The 17,371-nt window shown below is 64.2% G+C and carries 15 protein-coding genes and 1 pseudogene; 3 read left to right on the top strand and 13 right to left on the bottom strand.

Annotation, left to right across the window (positions count from 1 at the left end):
* Positions 1-3: 3 nt before the first annotated feature.
* The 7 genes from aroB to ACQ858_RS03130 are packed head-to-tail and all read right to left on the bottom strand — an operon-like array spanning position 4 to position 6,786.
* A complete protein-coding gene (gene aroB / locus ACQ858_RS03160; protein ID WP_431275382.1) occupies positions 4-1,104 on the bottom strand; it encodes a 3-dehydroquinate synthase in 1,101 nt (366 codons plus the stop codon).
* Positions 1,105-1,139: 35 nt separating this feature from the next.
* Positions 1,140-1,685, bottom strand: coding sequence for a shikimate kinase (locus tag ACQ858_RS03155; RefSeq protein WP_431275381.1), 546 nt, complete (start codon positions 1,683-1,685; stop codon positions 1,140-1,142).
* Positions 1,686-1,707: 22 nt separating this feature from the next.
* Entirely contained in the window at positions 1,708-3,885 is a 2,178-nt protein-coding gene (pilQ, locus tag ACQ858_RS03150; RefSeq protein ID WP_431275380.1) for a type IV pilus secretin PilQ, read from the bottom strand.
* Complete coding sequence (locus ACQ858_RS03145; protein WP_431275379.1) at positions 3,882-4,421, bottom strand: pilus assembly protein PilP; 540 nt, start codon at positions 4,419-4,421, stop codon at positions 3,882-3,884. The genes pilQ and ACQ858_RS03145 overlap by 4 nt, the downstream gene beginning before the upstream one ends.
* Entirely contained in the window at positions 4,418-5,092 is a 675-nt protein-coding gene (locus tag ACQ858_RS03140; RefSeq protein ID WP_431275378.1) for a type 4a pilus biogenesis protein PilO, read from the bottom strand. Before ACQ858_RS03140 ends, ACQ858_RS03145 begins: the two co-directional genes overlap by 4 nt.
* 9 nt (positions 5,093-5,101) lie before the next feature.
* On the bottom strand, positions 5,102-5,710 hold the full coding sequence (locus tag ACQ858_RS03135; protein WP_431275377.1) for a PilN domain-containing protein: 609 nt from the start codon (positions 5,708-5,710) through the stop codon (positions 5,102-5,104).
* The gene (locus tag ACQ858_RS03130) at positions 5,707-6,786 is read right to left on the bottom strand and encodes a pilus assembly protein PilM (protein WP_431276773.1); all 1,080 of its coding nucleotides are present in this window, start codon (positions 6,784-6,786) and stop codon (positions 5,707-5,709) included. Before ACQ858_RS03130 ends, ACQ858_RS03135 begins: the two co-directional genes overlap by 4 nt.
* Before the next feature lie 241 nt (positions 6,787-7,027).
* Here ACQ858_RS03130 and ACQ858_RS03125 point away from each other — a divergent pair, with 241 nt between their 5' ends.
* Positions 7,028-9,430, top strand: a complete 2,403-nt coding sequence (locus tag ACQ858_RS03125; RefSeq protein ID WP_431275376.1) for a penicillin-binding protein 1A — start codon at positions 7,028-7,030, stop codon at positions 9,428-9,430.
* On the opposite strand, the gene cyaY is transcribed toward ACQ858_RS03125, so the two are convergent.
* Positions 9,431-9,763 (bottom strand): iron donor protein CyaY, encoded by a 333-nt coding sequence (gene cyaY / locus ACQ858_RS03120; protein ID WP_431275375.1) that lies wholly within the window; start codon positions 9,761-9,763, stop codon positions 9,431-9,433. It abuts the gene before it with no gap.
* 15 nt (positions 9,764-9,778) lie between these two features.
* Between cyaY and lptM the strand changes: the two genes are divergently transcribed.
* Positions 9,779-10,021, top strand: a complete 243-nt coding sequence (gene lptM / locus ACQ858_RS03115; protein WP_431275374.1) for an LPS translocon maturation chaperone LptM — start codon at positions 9,779-9,781, stop codon at positions 10,019-10,021.
* Positions 10,018-11,300 (top strand): annotated as a pseudogene (gene lysA, locus ACQ858_RS03110) (diaminopimelate decarboxylase). Before lptM ends, lysA begins: the two are co-directional and overlap by 4 nt.
* 22 nt (positions 11,301-11,322) lie before the next feature.
* Here lysA and ACQ858_RS03105 read toward each other — a convergent pair.
* The 5 genes from ACQ858_RS03105 to ACQ858_RS03085 all read right to left on the bottom strand — a co-directional run bounded on the left by ACQ858_RS03105 (position 11,323) and on the right by ACQ858_RS03085 (position 17,316).
* Entirely contained in the window at positions 11,323-11,970 is a 648-nt protein-coding gene (locus tag ACQ858_RS03105) for a sulfite oxidase heme-binding subunit YedZ (RefSeq protein WP_431275373.1), read from the bottom strand.
* Between the two features lie 13 nt (positions 11,971-11,983).
* Complete coding sequence (gene msrP / locus ACQ858_RS03100; protein ID WP_431275372.1) at positions 11,984-12,982, bottom strand: protein-methionine-sulfoxide reductase catalytic subunit MsrP; 999 nt, start codon at positions 12,980-12,982, stop codon at positions 11,984-11,986.
* Positions 12,983-13,086: 104 nt separating this feature from the next.
* On the bottom strand, positions 13,087-14,403 hold the full coding sequence (gene ccsB, locus ACQ858_RS03095) for a c-type cytochrome biogenesis protein CcsB (RefSeq protein ID WP_431275371.1): 1,317 nt from the start codon (positions 14,401-14,403) through the stop codon (positions 13,087-13,089).
* Positions 14,400-16,541, bottom strand: a complete 2,142-nt coding sequence (locus ACQ858_RS03090) for a cytochrome c biogenesis protein ResB (protein WP_431275370.1) — start codon at positions 16,539-16,541, stop codon at positions 14,400-14,402. Before ACQ858_RS03090 ends, ccsB begins: the two co-directional genes overlap by 4 nt.
* 106 nt (positions 16,542-16,647) lie before the next feature.
* Positions 16,648-17,316, bottom strand: coding sequence for a c-type cytochrome (locus tag ACQ858_RS03085; protein WP_431275369.1), 669 nt, complete (start codon positions 17,314-17,316; stop codon positions 16,648-16,650).
* Positions 17,317-17,371: the final 55 nt, after the last annotated feature.

Raw genomic sequence — 17,371 nt, 5'->3', positions numbered from 1 at the left:
CGCTCAGCCCGCGCAGCACTGCGCGAGCACCTCGCGCACCATCGCTTCGGGCGCACTGCGCATCACGGCCGAGCCCGGCTTGTCGATCACGACGAAACGGATTTCGCCGGCCTCGGACTTCTTGTCGATGCGCATCAATTCCAGATAGCGGTCCGCGCCCAGCGCGGGCCCGGTGACCGGCAGGCCAGCCCGCCGGATCAATGCGGTGAGCCGCTGCACGAAGGCTTCGTCGACACCGCCGAGGCGCTTCGAAAGGTGCGCAGCCATGACCATGCCGCAGCCGACCGCCTCGCCGTGAAGCCATTCGCCATAGCCCAGACCGGATTCGATCGCGTGCCCGAAGGTGTGGCCGAAATTGAGAATCGCGCGAAGACCCGTCTCCCGCTCGTCCTGTCCCACGACTTCGGCCTTGATCTCGCAGCTGCGCTTGACGGCGTGTGCGAGCGCCGAAGGATCGCGCGAGACCAGCGCATCGATGTTCGCTTCGATCCAGTCCAGGAACGCCATGTCGTGGATGGGGCCGTACTTGATGACCTCCGCAAGCCCCGCACTCAGTTCGCGCGGCGGCAGCGTCGCCAGCGTGGAGAGATCGCACAGCACCAGCCGGGGCTGGTAGAACGCGCCGATCATGTTCTTGCCGAGCGGGTGATTGATCGCCGTCTTGCCGCCGACGGAAGAATCGACTTGCGCCAGCAAGGTCGTCGGCACCTGCACGAACGGCACGCCCCGCATGTAGCTCGCGGCGGCAAATCCCGTCATATCCCCGACGACGCCCCCTCCAAGCGCGAACAGCACCGTCTTGCGGTCACAGCCGTGGCCAAGCAGCGCATCGAAGATCAGGTTCAGGGTCTGCCATTCCTTGTAGGCTTCGCCGTCCGGCAGCTCGAGGACGTGGACCGCGCGGAATCGCTCCGCCAGTGTCGCCCGCAAGGTGTCGGCGTAGAGTGGAGCGACCGTGGTATTCGTGACGATCAACGCCGTGGCGGCTGCAGGAAGCGTCGCAAAACTGCCCGGCTCGCGAAGCAGGCCGCTCGCGATCAGGATCGGGTAACTCCGGTCGCCGAGCTGGATCTCGACGCTTTCAGGTGGGGCGGACAATGGCATGCCCCGAGTTTAGGTGCATGCCGAATCACGCTCTCTCAGTCGGGAAGATCACTCTCGGGCGGCGGCGATGCGACCCCCGCGAGTTCGAGCTGCATCACGATGATGTTGACCAGCATCGCAACCGTCGGACGCCCGGTTTCGACCACGTCATGAGCGGTTTCCCGATACAGGGGATCTCGCGCGGCGTAAAGCTCGCGCAAGCGCCCGAGCGGATCCGCCACCTGGAGCAGCGGACGCTTGACATCGTGCCGGAGCCGTCTGAACAGGTCTTCCGGCGCCGAGCGAAGGTAGATCACGTGAAAGCCCGAACGCAAGGCGGTCCGATTGGCCTCACGCAGAACGGCGCCGCCGCCAGTCGCGACGATGCCATGGGGCGCCGCGGCGAGCTCGGCAATGACAGCTTGTTCGAGATCGCGGAAGCTCGCCTCGCCCTCGCGCTCGAAATAGTCGCGGATCGAACAGCCGATCCGCTCCTCGATCACATGATCGCTATCGATGAACGGGACCTGGAGGCGTTGCGCGAGGCGCCGGCCCACTGCAGATTTGCCGGCGCCGGGCAATCCGACGAGTGCGACCGCCACGCGGTGCTGCGAACACCGCGCGTCAACGCGCGGCGTTACGGTCGGTAATCATCTTCGGGGTGATAAAGACGAGCATTTCAGTCTTGTTGGCAACGCGATTGCGCGTACGGAACAGTGCGCCGAGATAGGGCACTTCACCCAGGACCGGTATGCGCGATTCGTCGTTGGTTTCGGTGAGCTCGAAGATACCACCAATGACGACCGTGCCGCCGTTCTCCACCAGCACCTCGGTCTGGACGTGCTTGGTATTGATCGCAAAACCGGCCGTGGTCGCCTGACCCACCGTGTCCTTGTTGACGTCCAACGACAGGATGATGTTGCCCTCGGGCGTGATCTGGGGCGTGACCTCGAGCTTGAGGTTGGCCTTGCGGAAGGCGATCGAGGTCGCACCGCTCGACGTTGCAACCTGGTACGGAAGTTCCGTGCCCTGTTCGATCAGCGCCTTGGTCTGGTCAGCCGTCACCACCCGCGGGCTCGACACCACCTTGCCCTTGCCGTCGGCTTCGAGGGCGGAGATTTCGAGGTTCAGCATGCGCGAGAAAGCCGAATTGAACAGCGAGATCGCGAAGGTGCCCGGCGCATTGCCGTTGCCCGAGACGCCGGTGGACGGCAGGTTGACGAAGTTGCCCTGCGTGAACGACGGGAACGTCACCGTCGGCAGCGTCGTGGTACGCGTGATCGAGCTGGTGCCGTCCGAGTTCAGCGTCGTGCTGCCGGTCGTTCCCCCGCCGGTCACCGACGGGAACGTGCCCACGCTGTTGTTGTTGTTGATGACGCCGCCGCCCATCTTCACGCCGAGGGACTTGCCGAAGGTATCCGACGCCTCGACGATCCGGGCCTCGATCAGCACCTGGCGCACCGGCACGTCGAGCTTCTGGATCAGCTCGGCCACCTGCGCAAGGCGCGACGGAATGTCCGAGACGAAGAGCTGGTTCGTCCGCGCTTCGGCAAGCACGCTGCCGCGCGGGCTCAGGATACGGGTCGTCGTACCCGCACCGCCGCCGGCGCCGCCACCTGCACTGCCGGTACCGGTCAGGCCCTGGGCGATCGTCACCGCCTTCGTGTAGTTGAGCTGGAAGGACTGCGTGCGCAGCGGCTCGAGATTCTGAATCGCGTTCTCGGCCTCGAACTGGAGCTTTTCCTTGGCGTTGATCTCGTCCTTCGGAGCAATCCAGAGAACGCTGCCGTTCTTGCGCATCCCAAGGTTCTTGGCCTGCAGGATGATGTCCAAGGCCTGATCCCACGGGACGTCCTTCAGACGAAGGGTCAGTGCGCCCGTGACCGAATCGGACGTCACGATGTTGAAGTTCGTGAAGTCGGCGATCACCTGGAGCAGAGAGCGAACCTCGATGTTCTGGAAGTTCAGCGAGAGCTTTTCGCCGTTGTAGCCCACACCCTGGGTCAGCTTGGTCGGGTCCACCTTGCGCGGCCGGACCTCGACGACGAACTGGTTTTCGCTCTGATAGGCGCTGTGCTCCCACTCGCCCTTGGGCTCGATGGTCATGCGCACCCGGTCGCCCACCTGCTGGGTCGTCACCATCTGAACCGGCGTACCGAAATCAGCCACGTCAAGGCGGCGGCGCAGGCCTTCCGGCAGCGTCGACTTGGTGAACTCCACGACGAGGTTCTTGCCCTGCTGGCGAATGTCGACACCCACCTGGTTGTTGGCCAGATCGACGATCACGCGGCCGGTGTTGTCGGAGCCGAGGCGGAAATCCACATCCTTCAGAGGCAGCATGTCGCGATTGCGGCTTTCCGCAAAGGCGCCCTGAGCCGACTGGGCCAGTGCAACACCGGGCACAGGCTCCAGCGCGACCAGCAGGGACTTTCCTTGAATCTCGGTCTTGTACGCGGTCGCCTGCTTGAGGTTCAGCACGAGGCGCGTGCGCTCTCCGGCCTGGACCACATTGATGGAGCGCAGATTGCCTTGGTTGACGTCGATGGCGGAACGGCCGATCGCATTCGTCACACCGGGAAAATCGAGCGCGACACGTGCGGGGGTCTGGATCGCGAATCCGGTGGGCGGCGCGGCCAGCGGCTGCGAGAAGTCGATCCGGACGACCTCCGACCCCGACTGCATCGAACTCGTGACCGACTCGATGGCGTTCTGGGCATGCACGACGGCAGCGGCGCTGAATGCCAGCACAGCCGCACCCGCAGCGCGCAGCCAGTGCGCGAGCATCGATTTCCGTTGATTCATTTCGTCCTCTCTTGCAACTGCAGCGTCGCCACGCGTTCGATCCACTCACCGGCGGCGTCCTGCACGATTTCACGCAAGGCGAGTTCGGTTTCGGTAATACGGGTGATCTTCCCGTAGTTGAGTCCCAGGTAGTTGCCCACCTTCACTTGGTAGAGCAGCTTGTCGACGCTGATCAGGGCCACCGGCTGTCCGTTGCGATTCAGGCTGCCCACCATCGCCATCGAGTCGAGCGGGAAGGCTTCGAGCGCCTCTTTCCGGCGAGTCAGCTCGGGCGCGATCAGGCCGGACGTGCTGGGCTGGTTCGAATCGCGGCGCAGTGCCTGCGTCAGCTTCTGCATGTTGAACGGCTCGATCGCACCGGCCTCGGTGTACGGCTGCGGCGTGAACTTCTTGGGTTCGGCAATGGGCGGGACGTTCGGCTTGACCTGCGCACGCTGCTCCGACATCCAGGTTCGCAGTTCATCCTGATCCGAGCCGAAGCAACCGCTCAGCCCCACGACGGCGGCACAAAGCCCTAGAAATCCGAGCGTTCTCATTTCTTCTTCGCCGCGGCTGCTGCGCGCCTTTGCATGTCCTGCTCCTGCTCGTCCAGATAGCGGTAGGTCCGTGCGGTCGCGTCCATCACGAGCGCACCATCCTTCGTCGGCGTCACGGAGAGATTGTTCAAGGTCACGATGCGCGACAGGTTCGCGACGTCCGCGACGAATGCGCCCATGTCGTGATAGCGACCGGTCACGCGCACCGCAATCGGGAGCTCGGCGTAGTAGTCCTTGACCGAGACCTGCCCGGGCCTGAACAGTTCGAACTGCAGGCTGCGACCAAGACCCGCCTGATTGATGTCCGACAGCAGAGCATCCATTTCAGCCTTGCTCGGAAGCTGCTTCTCGAGCAGCGTCACGTACTGCTGGACTTGCTCGCGTTGCTTCTTCAGCAACTCGAGATTGGCCGCCTGGGCGACCTTCTTCTGATAGTCCGCCCTGAGCGTAACCTCCTTCGCGCGGGCGGCTTCCAGCTCGTCGTTCGAATTGGTGAGCCACACGAACCAGAGCGCCACCACCATGGCGGCCGCCACAGCAACGCAAAGGGCATAGCGCGGAATGGCGGGCCAGGCCGAAGGATCATTCGGGTTGAGGCCCTGGAATTGCTCGCCGAAGCGCCGCAGCGCGGCACCGACGTCGATCTTGGGAGAGGAGCGTTTGGTTGGCATGATGAACGCTTACCCCTTGGCTGCCGGTGCGGCCGCGCCGGCCGGCTTCTGAGCATCGGTGGGCCGCTTCAGGCCGATGCGCATCGTGAAGTTGGCGACGCGGCGCTGATCGCGGGGACTCAGGTTGATATTGGTCGACGTGATCTCGACCAACTCAGGCTTCACCAGCCACGGACTGTTGTTACCGAGATTGCGCAGCAGCTCGGAGACGCGCTCATTGGACTGGGCCATGCCTTGCAGCGTGACCGTCTGGTTTTCCTGCTTCATGCTGGTCAGGTAGACCCCGTCGGGCAGCTGGCGAACGAGCTCGTTCAGCAGGTGCACGGGCATGTTGCGATCACCCTGAAGGTCTTCCACGGCCTGCTGACGCGCGCGCAGGGCGGCGATCTCCGCCTGCAGTGTCGAAATTTCCTTGATCTCCGCATCCAGCTTGGTGATCGCCGACTGCAGGATGTTGTTCTTCTCCTGCTGATTGGAGATTTGCGCCTGGAACCAGAGATAGGCGGCACCGGCGACCAGCACTCCGGCGACCGCGGCCAAGCCCAGGGTCGCGTAGAAGGTCTCGCGACGACGCTTGCGCGCCGCCTCGCGATGGGGAAGAAGGTTGATGAGGATCACTGCAGGAACCTCCGCATCGCGAGGCCGCAGGACGTCAGATAGGACGGAGCCTCACGACGCACCTTCTTCTCGCGAATGGCGCTGCCGATTTCCATGCCGTCGAACGGATTCACGAGCGAACACGCAAACGAGGTCTGGCGCGTGACGGCGCTGGTGAGGCCGGGCAACGATGCGGAGCCTCCCGCCAGCAGCACGTAGTCGACGCGGTTGTGCGGCGTGCTCGTGAAGAAGAACTGAAGGGCGCGCGCGATTTCTTGCGCAATGCTCGCCACGAAAGGCTTGAGCACACCCGCGCCGTAGTCTTCGGGCAGGTCGCCGCTGCGCTTCTTGGCTTCGGCCTCTTCAGCGGAGAAGCCGTACTGGCGAACGATAAGCTGGGTGAGCTGCGCGCCGCCGAAAGCCTGGTCGCGGTCATACAGCACTTCCTGGTTCTTCAGCACCTGCATGCTGGTGGTGAATGCACCCACCTCGAACAAGGCCACGACGGCATCGTGTCCCTGGCCTGGCAACTGTTCGATCAAACGCGCGGTCGCGAGACGCGATGCATAGGATTCGACATCGAGGATCACGGCCTTCAGTCCCGACGCTTCGGCAAGGCCTTGACGATCCTGAACCTTTTCCTTGCGCGAGGCGGCGATCAGGACTTCGACATCGCCGGCGGAGGTCGCGCTTTGTCCCATCACGCAGAAATCGAGGCTCACCTCGTCCAGCGAAAAGGGAATGTATTGGTTGGCTTCGGACTCGACCTGAATCTCGAGTTCCTGCTCGCTCATGCCACCGGGCAGAACAATCTTCTTGGTGATGACCGCGGATGGGGGCAGCGCCAGGGCCACGTTCTTGGTACGGGTGCCGCTCTTGCGCACCACGCGCCGCACAGCCTCGGCCACCTCGTCGAACTTCTCCACGTTGCCATCGGTGATCCATCCGCGCTCCAGCGGCTCGATGGCGCAACGCTCAAGCACGAGCTTGCCGCTTGCGTCGCGGCCGAGTTCGACAAGCTTGACGCTGGAAGAACTGACGTCCAGCCCGAGCAGAGGCGCGGGCTGACGGCGAAATAACGATCCCAGGTCAATCAAGTTCAATCCCATCCGTTTGTAACGATTGGAAAAATTTGCGTGTGGTTGCATGCTAGCAGCAAGGCGCAATGCCAACCAAGCGCCGAATCCCGACCGCAGTGCCAATCGTTGTCAAAAGTCGACGTAACAGTTCCCTTCTGCAACTTTCGTCACAAATAAGAGTACTTGGGTCCTAACCGCTACGGACCGGACCTCACCAAGGACCGCGTTTTTATAATGGTCGCAGACTCCGATCGCCTCAATGCCCGAAACATCCCGAACCAAAGGGCCCGCAAAAGCCCCTCCTCCTCAACGCGCGACGTGGCTGACATGGGTGATGCGGATCGTACTGTGGGCCTTGGGGATCGCAGCGGCCGGCGCAGTCGCCATCGTGTGCATCATCGCCGTCGCGCTCGCGGTGGCCTATCCCAATCTTCCCGATATTTCAGAGCTGTCGGACTATCGGCCGAAGCTGCCGTTGCGTGTGTTCTCGTCCGAGGGAATATTGATCGGCGAGTTCGGCGAGGAGCGGCGAAATCTGACGCCGATTTCCACCGTTCCCAAGGTCATGAAGGACGCAGTGCTCGCTGCCGAAGACGCGCGCTTCTATGACCACGGCGGCGTCGATTACAAGGGAATGCTGCGCGCCGGAATCGCGAACCTGAATCGCGTGAAAAGCCAGGGCGCATCGACCATCACGATGCAGGTAGCGCGAAATGTTTACCTGAGCTCCGAAAAAACACTGACCCGAAAAGTCTATGAAGTTCTTCTGACCTTCAAGCTGGAGCACCTCCTGACAAAGGACCAGATTCTCGAAATCTATTTGAACCAGATCTATCTGGGCAATCGGTCATACGGATTCGCGGCGGCCTCCGAAGCCTATTTCGGCAAGCCGCTCCAGGACATCACGATCGCGCAGGCGGCGATGCTGGCCGGCCTGCCGAAGGCGCCGGGCGCCAACAACCCCGTCAACAACCCTGCGCGCGCACGTGCACGGCAGCTCTATGTGATCGACCGCATGCAGGAAGCCGGCTTCATCACGGCGGAGCAGGCGGCGCAGGCAAAGAAGGAAGATCTCCATCTGCGCGACGCGGCCGACCCCTCGCGGCTGCATGCCGAATACGTCGCCGAAACGGTTCGCCAACTGATGTATGCGCAGTACGGCGACAGCACGTACACGCGCGGCCTCAAGGTCTACACGACACTGGTCGCTGCCGATCAGGCCGCAGCCTATCGAGCGCTTCGGAAGGGCATCATGGACTACGAGCGCCGCCAGATCTACCGCGGCCCCGAGAAGTTCGTCGACCTCCCCAACGACCCCAAGGAGCTCGACGAAGCCGTGGACGACGCGCTGGCCGAGCACCCCGACAACGGCGACGTGATGTCGGCCGTGGTGCTCAAGGCCAATGCCAAGGAGATCAACGCAGTCCGTGCCAACGGCGATGCGGTCCAGATCGTCGGCGAAGGCCTGAAGCCCGCCCAGTCCGGGCTTTCGGACAAGGCGCCGCCCAACATCAGGATCCGCCGCGGTGCGGTCATCCGCGTCGTGAAGACGCCGAAGGGCAGCTGGGAGATCACGCAGTTGCCGGAAGTCGAAGGTGCGTTCGTCGCCACGGATCCGCGTGACGGCGCGGTGAAGGCCATGGTCGGCGGCTTCGACTTCGACAAGAACAAGTTCAATCACGTCACGCAGGCCTGGCGCCAGCCCGGATCCAGCTTCAAGCCCTTCATCTACTCCGCCGCGCTCGAGAAGGGTTTCACGCCCAGCACGGTCATCAATGACGCGCCACTGTTCTTCGACGCCGGCACCACGGGTGGCCAACCGTGGGAGCCGAAGAACTATGACGGCCAGTTCGAAGGCCCGATGCCGATGCGGCGCGCGCTGATGAAGTCGAAGAACATGGTCTCGATCCGCATCCTGCAGTCGATCGGGACGCGCTACGCGCAGGACTGGATCACGAACTTCGGCTTCGAGCGCGAGAAGCATCCCGCCTATCTCCCGATGGCACTCGGCGCCGGCTCGGTCACGCCGATGCAGATGGTGACCGCCTATTCAGTCTTCGCCAATGGCGGCTACCGCGTGAACCCGTACCTTGTGACGCGCGTGACCGACCACAAGGACAGGGTGCTGGTCGACCGGCAGCCGCCCCTGCTCAACGAGTCGATGCGCGCAATCCCGCAGCGCAATGCCTTCATCATGGACAGCCTGCTGCAGTCGGTCGCGAGCGGCGGCACGGCAGCCAAGGCGCAGGCGACGCTCAAGCGTACCGATATCTATGGCAAGACCGGCACCACGAACGACTCGCTGGATGCATGGTTCGCCGGATTCCAGCCGACGATGGCCGCGGTCGCGTGGATCGGCTACGACACGCCGCGCAAGCTCGGCGACAAGGAGACCGGCGGCGGCCTGGCCCTGCCGATCTGGATCACCTACATGGAAACGGCGATCAAGGGTGTTCCGGTGGCCGAGGTGCCCGCGCCGGCCGGCGTGGTCAGTGTCGGCGGCGAGTGGTACTACGACGACTACGCACCGGGCCGCGGCGTCGCGAGCCTGGGTGTCGAGTCCGGCCCGACGCCGCCGGCCGAGGCGATCTCGGCGCCGCCGATCGGTGCGCCACCGCCGCCCGAAGAACGCAGCAAGATCCTCGATCTGTTCCGGAACTGATCAACCGGCGGAAAACGTCAGCGGCTGCCCGGCCTGCAGGGTCGCTTCGCGCGTGAGGTTGCCGAAGAGCTCCTCGCGCGTCTTGGTGTCGACCCAGGCATTGCCGTCATGGCGGTAGTGGTAGCCACCGGAGCGCGCCGCAAGCCAGATTTCCTGCAGCGGCTTCTGCAGGTTGACGATCAACTGGCTGCCGTTGCGGAAGGTGATCGTGATCATTCCACCCACGCGCTGATTGTCGATGTCGGCGTCGGTCACATCGTTGATGCGATCGCAACTGCGTTCGATCGCGGCCAGCGCGGCCTCGGCGCGATCCATGTACTCGGGGTCGGTCATATCTACAATTTCGCCATGTCTGTTCGCCAAATTTTAGTGAGCGCCATTGGCCTCGCACTCGTTGGGGTCGGTTTGTCCGGCTGTGGTCAGAAGGGTCCGCTGTATTTGCCGACCGATCCCGCCGCAAAGGATCGCGCCACCCTGCCTCAGGTCCTGATACCCGGCCGCACCACGACCGAGACGCCGACGAAGCCCGCGCAGGCTCCAGCCTCGCAAAACGAAAAAGATGCTCCGGCATCCACCGGAGCCAACAAATGAGTCAGCCGGCACGTCTTCCGGGACATCCGCACATCGCACGCAAGAACGGCGACCTGCAGGTCGAATCCGTTTCCCTTGCCTCTCTTGCACGCGAGCACGGCACCCCCTCTTCGTCTATTCGAAGCAATGGATGCTCGATGCACTCGCAGCCTATCAACGCGGCTTCGAGGGCCGCGATGCCATGGTCTGCTATGCGATCAAGGCCAATTCCTCGCTCGGCGTTCTGCGCGTCTTCGCGGAAGCGGGCTGCGGCTTCGACATCGTCTCCGGCGGCGAACTCGCGCGTGTGCTCGCGGCGGGCGCCGATCCGGCCAAAGTGATTTTTTCCGGGGTCGGCAAGACGCGCGCCGAGATGCGGCAGGCGCTCGCCGCCGGCATCGGCTGCTTCAACGTCGAAAGCGAGGCCGAGCTCGAGGTGCTCAATGCGGTCGCGCTCGAGGAAGGCCGGCGCGCAGCCATCAGCGTGCGGATCAATCCCAACGTCGATCCGAAGACGCACCCCTACATCTCGACCGGCCTGAAGGGCAACAAGTTCGGCGTGGCCCACGACCGCGCGGTGGCGATCTATCAGCACGCCGCTTCCCTCAAGGGCCTCCAAGTGGTCGGCATCGACTGCCATATCGGCTCGCAGATCACCGACGTGTCGCCCTATCTCGAGGCGCTGGAGCGCGTGCTCGATCTTGTCGAGGCGATCGAGAAGACCGGCATCCGGCTCCACCACATCGACTTCGGCGGTGGCCTGGGCATCGACTACAACGGCGACACACCACCCGGCGCCGATGCGCTCTGGCGGCAGATGCTGGCACGCCTCGATGCGCGCGGCTTCGGGCAGCGGCGGCTCATCGTCGAACCCGGCCGTTCGCTGGTGGGCAATGCCGGTGTCTGCGTCACGGAGGTGCTCTACACCAAGCCAGGCGAAGAGAAGAACTTCTGCATCGTCGATGCAGCGATGAACGATCTGCCCCGGCCGGCGATGTACCGGGCTTTCCACCAGATCGTTCCGGTGAAGGATCGACAGGATGGATCACCCGTCCTCTACGACGTAGTCGGTCCGGTGTGCGAAAGCGGCGACTGGATCGGGCGCGACCGCGCGCTGCGGGTCGAACAGGGCGACCTCCTCGCCGTGCTCTCGGCTGGCGCGTACTGCATGGCGATGGCGAGCAACTACAACACACGCGGCCGCGCGGCCGAAGTGCTGGTCAGCGGCGAGCGTGCCACGCTCATCCGCCGCCGCGAAACGCTCGACGACCAGTTGCGCGCGGAACGATTCGAAGATTGAGCGATACGCCGCGGCGGCCGAGTCAGTCGGTCGGCTGCGGCCGCACGCCCATCGGGCGTGCCGGCTGCTGCTTCTTCTTGCCGGCGAAATTCCACACCCGCCATGCGAGCAGGACGCCGATGATCGCGGCATAAACGAAGACTTCGCTGAAGTTGTTCTTGCCCGCCCGCATCCAGAAGAAGTGCAAGAGGCCCAGGCCCGCAATCAGGTAGACCAGCCGATGAAGCAGTTGCCAGCGCTTTGCGCCGAGCGCCTTGATCGCGCGATTGAACGACGTGGCAGCCAGCGGCGTGAGCAGCAGGAAGCCGCTGAAGCCCACCAGGATGAACGGCCGCTTGGCGATGTCCTTGGCGATGTCCTGCAGCTCGAAGCCCATGTCGAACCAGCTGTAGCTGAGCAGATGGACGACGACGTAGAAGTAGGCGAAGAGCCCCAGCATCCGGCGCAAGCGCGCCAGCGCGTTGGTCTTGGTGATGACCCGCAACGGCGTGACGGCCAGCACGATGCAGATGAAGCGAAGTGTCCAGTCGCCTGTCGAGCGGATCAGGTGCTCCGCCGGGTTCGCGCCGAGGCCGTCGGTGAGCGCGCCGTAGAACAGCCACGCGAACGGCAGAAGGCAAAGCACGAAGACGACCGGCTTGGCCGCCGGGTGCATCAGAAGCTTGTTCACGGCACGGCCCGGGTCAGTAGTACTTCTTCAGGTCCATGCCCGCGTAGAGCTGGCCGACCTGCGCCTCGTAGCCGTTGAACAGCAGCGTCTTGGTGCGCTTGGCAAAGAGGCCGCCGCCATCGCCGATGCGGCGCTCGGTGGCCTGACTCCACCTCGGATGATCGACGTTGGGGTTGACGTTCGAATAGAACCCGTATTCCTGCGCCGCAGCCTTGTTCCACGCGGTGCCCGGCTCCTTCTCGACGAAGCGGATCTTGACGATCGACTTGCCGCTCTTGAAGCCGTATTTCCACGGCACCACGATGCGCACCGGTGCGCCGTTCTGGTTGGGCAGCACCTCGCCGTACATGCCGAACGTCAGGAGCGTGAGCGGATGCATCGCTTCGTCCATGCGCAACCCTTCGGTATAGGGCCAGTCGAGGATGCGCGACCCAACGTACGGCATGGTCTTCGGGTCCGCCAGCGTCACGAACTCGACGTACTTGGCGCTGCCCTGCGGCTCCACCCGCTTGATCAGCTCGGCCAGCGAATAGCCGACCCAGGGGATCACCATGGACCAGCCCTCCACGCAGCGCAGCCGGTAGATGCGCTCTTCCTGCGCACTGAGCTTGATCAGGTCCTCGATGCCGAACTTGCCGGGCTTGTTGACGAGCCCTTCGACCTCGACGGTCCACGGACGGGTCTTGAGCGCGCCGGCGTTCTTGACCGGGTCGCCCTTGTCGGTGCCGAACTCGTAGTAGTTGTTGTAGCTGGTGGCGTCCTTGTAGTCGGTCAGCTTTTCCATCGTCTGCGCGCCCGGAACGGCCGACTTGGCGCCGTGGAGCGGCGGCAGCTTTCCGGGTCCGGCCGCCTGTGCAAGCGCGTCGCGCGATGCCCATGACGCCATCGCGGCGCCGGCAACGCCGGTCGCCAGCCACTTGAGCATGTCGCGACGTCCCTCGTAGACGCCGCGCGGCGTGATTTCGCTCGAATTGGGATGAATGAAGCCGCTGTCGCGGGATTGAATCAGCATGGATCGCCTTTCACCAGAAACTGCCGTGCAAGGATAGATTCGTTGCCAGCCTCGATTTGGTTACGCGCGATCCGGATTCAGTTCACGCCGATTCGCCGTTCCCGCTAGAGGGTGCCGTAGCTGTGCAGGCCGCTCAGGAACATGTTGACGCCCAGGAAGGCGAAGGTCGTGACCGCCAGCCCGCCGAGCGCCCACCAGGCCGCGACCGTTCCGCGCAGGCCTTTCACCAGCCGCATGTGCAACCAGGCCGCATAGTTGAGCCAGACGATCAGCGCCCAGGTTTCCTTGGGGTCCCAGCTCCAGTAGCCACCCCACGCATCGGCCGCCCACAGCGCGCCGAGCACCGTGGCGATGGTGAAGAACGCAAAGCCGACGGTGATGGACTTGTACATCACGTCGTCCAGCACCTCGTTGGACGGCAAGCGCGCCGCGATGCGCCGGCGCCCAAGCAGGATGCCCGCCGCGATCAGCGCCGAGATGACCGCATAGCCCACCCAGTAGCTTCCACCGGCTTCCTGCGCGCGCTGGCGGAACGCCACCGGCACGAAGCACAGCGCGACGCCGAACAGCCAGATCGGCGTCAACTTGTACCAGCGCGTCTCCTCGGCCTGCTCCTTGATCAGGTAGGCGAATGCCACCATCGCGGAGAGCGAGAAGGTTCCGTAGCCGATGAAGTTGGCAGGCACGTGCAGCTTCATCCACCAGCTTTGCAGCGCCGGCACCAGCGGCTGGATCTCGTGCGCATCGCGCACCAGCGTGTACCAGAGCAGAAAGCCGACCGCCGCGCTGACCACCAGCATCACGAACGCGCCCAGGGCACGGGTGCGATAGCGCGATTCGAAATAGAGATAGAACGCCGCCGTCAGCCAGCAGAAGAGGACGAAGACCTCATACAGGTTGCTGACCGGGATGTGCCCGATGTCCGGACCGAGTTGATGGCTCTCGTACCAGCGAACCATCGTGCCGATCAGCGCCATGGTCACGGCGGCCCACGCGAGACGCGAGCCGATGAGCTCCATGGTGTCGCCCTGCCCGGCGACAAGAAAGCCGATCCAGTAGAACAGCGTGCTCATGAAGAAGAGCACGCTCATCCAGAGGATGGCCGACTGGCTCGACAGGAAGTACTTGAGCCAGAAGACGGAGTCGGCGCGCGCCAGATCGCCCTGGTAGGACGCAATCGCCAGCAGCGACGCGCCGGCCACCACGATCGCGAGCACCCGCAGCGGACGCCAGAACCAGCCGAGCCAGATGGCCGCGGCCACCGCCGCGACCAGGATGGTCTTCTCGTAGTAGTCCATCGACGCCGCGTAATGCGAGAAGGCGAAGAGGCCGCCAGCGAGCACGAACACGGCGAAGACCCAGTCGAACACGCTGCGCCGCGAGAGCCAGCTGTCATTGAGCGTGAGGGTGGTGGTGGTCATGACGCGGTGTCTTTCCTGATGGCGAGCAGCTTGTCCTTGAGGTGCTCGAATTCGCGATCGCTGTCCATGGTCTTGCGGTTGACCGAGAAGGCCATGGTGGCCGCGGTGCCGTCCGCGGATGTGCCGTCCTTCGCGAGCCACACCCAGAGTCGGCGCTCGCGGATGTAGAGCATGGCAAAAATGCCGATGATCAGCAACAGGCAGCCCAGATAGACGATGTTCTTGCCGGGGGCACGCGCCACCTGGAAGACGCTGGCCTGCACCTGCTTGAAGTCCGTCATCATCATCGCCACCGGCGCCGGGTAGAAGTGCGCATCGCTGATCGCCAGCACCGCCTGCGTGAGATAGGCCTGCGTCTTTTCATCGGCAGGCAGCGCCGCGAGGCCCGCCTTCTCGCGGCTCACGTTGAGCACCTCGAAGAGCACGTCGTTGAGGATCCGCACCAGCACCGCACCCGCGCGCTCCCGCTCGCCTTCCGGCACGTTGGCTTCCATGAATTCGGCAATGGCCTGCCAGCCGCCGGTGCTGACCGCATTGGCCTTGGCGCGCTCCGCGCCGGCGAAGAGCGCGAGGGCGCGACCGGCCGAAACACGAAGCTGCTCGGCGAGCTCCGGCCGCTTGGGATCGGTCGCGCGCGCGATGTAGCGGTCGATGGCGCGCGAGCGCGCCGCGCCGTCCGCCAGCGTCTCGCGCATGCGCACGAAGTCGTCCATCGTGCCCCTGTCGTCGGCAGGAACGCGAAGGTAGCGGAAGGGCTCGTCCGGCCGCTCGCGCACGCCGAGCAGGAACACCGGCTGCCCGTCGCCGGTGTCGACCGGCACCATGTAGTTCTGGAATTCGCGCGCCTGCCCCGCTGCGTCGCGCAGCTTGTAGCCGATGCTGGGCCCGATGTTGCGCAGCACCTTCGGCTTGTTCGTCTTGTTGGCGGCGCCGAGCCGCGATTCGAGCTCGCCGCGAAGGTCGACCTTGCGCACGTCGGCACCGCTGGTCATCGCACCGTTGGCACTTTCGCCGAAGTTCTCGACGTTGATCACGCGCAGTGCGGTGTATTCGAGCGTGAGCCGATCGGTGCCGTTGGTGATCTCGGTGCTGTTGCCGATGATGCCTTCGACCTCGAAGGGCTTGGCGGCCGCAGCCATCGGAACGGCCTTGAGCTTCACGCTCGAACCGCCGTCGTCGAAGCTCGACTGGTAGATCTCGATGCCCTTGTAGCTCGCCGGATGGTTCACTTCGATGCGCACGGGGACCTGTTCGCCGGTCTCGCGATCGTGCAGCACGACTTCGCTCGCGAACAGCTTGGGCATGCCGGTCGAGTAGTAGTCGACGATGAACTTCTTCAGCTCGATCGAGAACGGCAGTTCCTGCAGCAGCACGCCGTCCGACTGGTTGAGGATCGCGACCGCCGACTGCCCGCCTTCGGGCACCAGGATGTTGCCGCGGAAGGTCGGGTTGTTCGGCGACAGACGGTGCTGGGGCGGTACGTCGGCGATCAACCCGCCACCCGTGTAGATGCTCTTGCCGTTGAACCACGTCTGTGCACGCACGATCAGGTCGCCATCGAGCAGGCCGCCCAGGCACACCAGCACGATCGCGCCGTGCGCTGCGATGTAGCCGAGCTTGTGCGCGCCGCCCGCGCGTGCAGCGACCATCCAGCCGTCGCCCTCGCGGTGCTGCAGCTTGACTTTCCATCCGCCGCTCGCCAGAAGCTGCCCGATGCGATTCGCAGCGGCGTCGGGCGTCTCGCCAAGAACCGTCTCGGCGCGCTGCCCGAAGGCCCGCAGGCCCTGCACGCGGATGCCTTCCTTGTAGGTTCGCAGGTCCGCAACGATGCGCGGCGTATTGCGTGCGATGCACAGCGAGGTGCTGATCACCAGGAACGCGAGGATCAGCAGGAACCACCAGGCGCTGTAGATCGAATCGAGCCGCGCCGTCCGGAAAAGCTCGGCCCAGAACGGCCCGAACTGATTGATGTAGTTGTTGATCGGTTCATGCTGCTTGAGCACGGTCCCGATGATCGACGCAATACAGATGACGGTCAGCAACGTGATCGCGAAGCGCATCGACGAGAGCAACTCCACCGCCGCCCGGGCCGCGCGGGGACCGTGGTGGACTCGAAGACCGTGGGTGTAGACCGACATGGGGAGCGAACTCTCGAAAAGCAAACAGGCGGGCCATCCTCGCTGGATCGGCCCGCCTGTTTGGGGTTTGTTATCGGCGGTTAGTTCACGGGCGAACCGCGGGGATTCATCGCAGCCCGGCGATGTAGTCGGCCACGGCCTTGATCTCGCGATCGCTGAGCTTGGCGGTGACGCCGGTCATCTGCGGCGAGTTCAGCCGGGCGCCGTCGCGAAACAGCGTGAGCTGCTGCACCGTGTAGTCGGCATGCTGGCCGCCCAGGCGCGGATATTGCGACGGGATGCCTGCGCCGTCGGGGCTGTGGCAGCCCGCGCAGGCGGGAATCTGGCGATCGGCCAGGCCGCCGCGGAAGATCTTCTCGCCGAGCGTGACGAGGTCCTTTTCCTTGGCGAAGCCGGTCTTGACCTTCTTCGAGCCCACGAACGCCGCGATGTTGCGCATGTCCTCCTCGGACAGCGACGCCACCATCGGCTTCATGATGGCGCTCTTGCGCTTGCCGGACTGGAAGTCCTGGAGCTGCTTGAAGATGTATTCGGGGTGCTGCTGCGCCAGCTTGGGGTTGGTCGCGATCGCGGAGTTGCCGTCTGCGTTGTGGCAGGAAGCACAGGCCGCGCCATTGGGAGGCGCCGTGGTGAAGAGTGCTTCGCCTTTCGCCGGGTCAGGCTTCTTGGCGGGCGCCGCAGCGGCCGGCTTTTCGGTTGTCTCGCCGGCCGCAAAGCTGACGTTGACGACGGCGCTCAGAAAGGCCGCAAGCAGAAAATTGGCAAACAACTTCATATCGGGGGCTCGAATTTATGGCGCAAAACCGGGCAATTCTACAATGGCGCCCCGC

Origin of the sequence: Variovorax ureilyticus (assembly GCF_050632185.1) — a bacterium.
GTDB lineage: Bacteria > Pseudomonadota > Gammaproteobacteria > Burkholderiales > Burkholderiaceae_C > Variovorax > Variovorax ureilyticus_A.
Note: the sequence above shows the minus strand (reverse complement) of the source record. Positions and strands in the feature narration are given on the sequence as shown.

What these genes read in the sequence shown, in the direction of transcription:
- aroB (WP_431275382.1), bottom strand. Translation starts at nt 1,104, where the DNA reads ATGCCATTGTCCGCCCCACCTGAAAGCGTCGAGATCCAGCTCGGCGAC.
- pilQ (WP_431275380.1), bottom strand. Translation starts at nt 3,885, where the DNA reads ATGAATCAACGGAAATCGATGCTCGCGCACTGGCTGCGCGCTGCGGGT.
- ACQ858_RS03145 (WP_431275379.1), bottom strand. Translation starts at nt 4,421, where the DNA reads ATGAGAACGCTCGGATTTCTAGGGCTTTGTGCCGCCGTCGTGGGGCTG.
- ACQ858_RS03140 (WP_431275378.1), bottom strand. Translation starts at nt 5,092, where the DNA reads ATGCCAACCAAACGCTCCTCTCCCAAGATCGACGTCGGTGCCGCGCTG.
- ACQ858_RS03125 (WP_431275376.1), top strand. Translation starts at nt 7,028, where the DNA reads ATGCCCGAAACATCCCGAACCAAAGGGCCCGCAAAAGCCCCTCCTCCT.
- cyaY (WP_431275375.1), bottom strand. Translation starts at nt 9,763, where the DNA reads ATGACCGACCCCGAGTACATGGATCGCGCCGAGGCCGCGCTGGCCGCG.
- lptM (WP_431275374.1), top strand. Translation starts at nt 9,779, where the DNA reads ATGTCTGTTCGCCAAATTTTAGTGAGCGCCATTGGCCTCGCACTCGTT.
- msrP (WP_431275372.1), bottom strand. Translation starts at nt 12,982, where the DNA reads ATGCTGATTCAATCCCGCGACAGCGGCTTCATTCATCCCAATTCGAGC.
- ccsB (WP_431275371.1), bottom strand. Translation starts at nt 14,403, where the DNA reads ATGACCACCACCACCCTCACGCTCAATGACAGCTGGCTCTCGCGGCGC.
- ACQ858_RS03090 (WP_431275370.1), bottom strand. Translation starts at nt 16,541, where the DNA reads ATGTCGGTCTACACCCACGGTCTTCGAGTCCACCACGGTCCCCGCGCG.
- ACQ858_RS03085 (WP_431275369.1), bottom strand. Translation starts at nt 17,316, where the DNA reads ATGAAGTTGTTTGCCAATTTTCTGCTTGCGGCCTTTCTGAGCGCCGTC.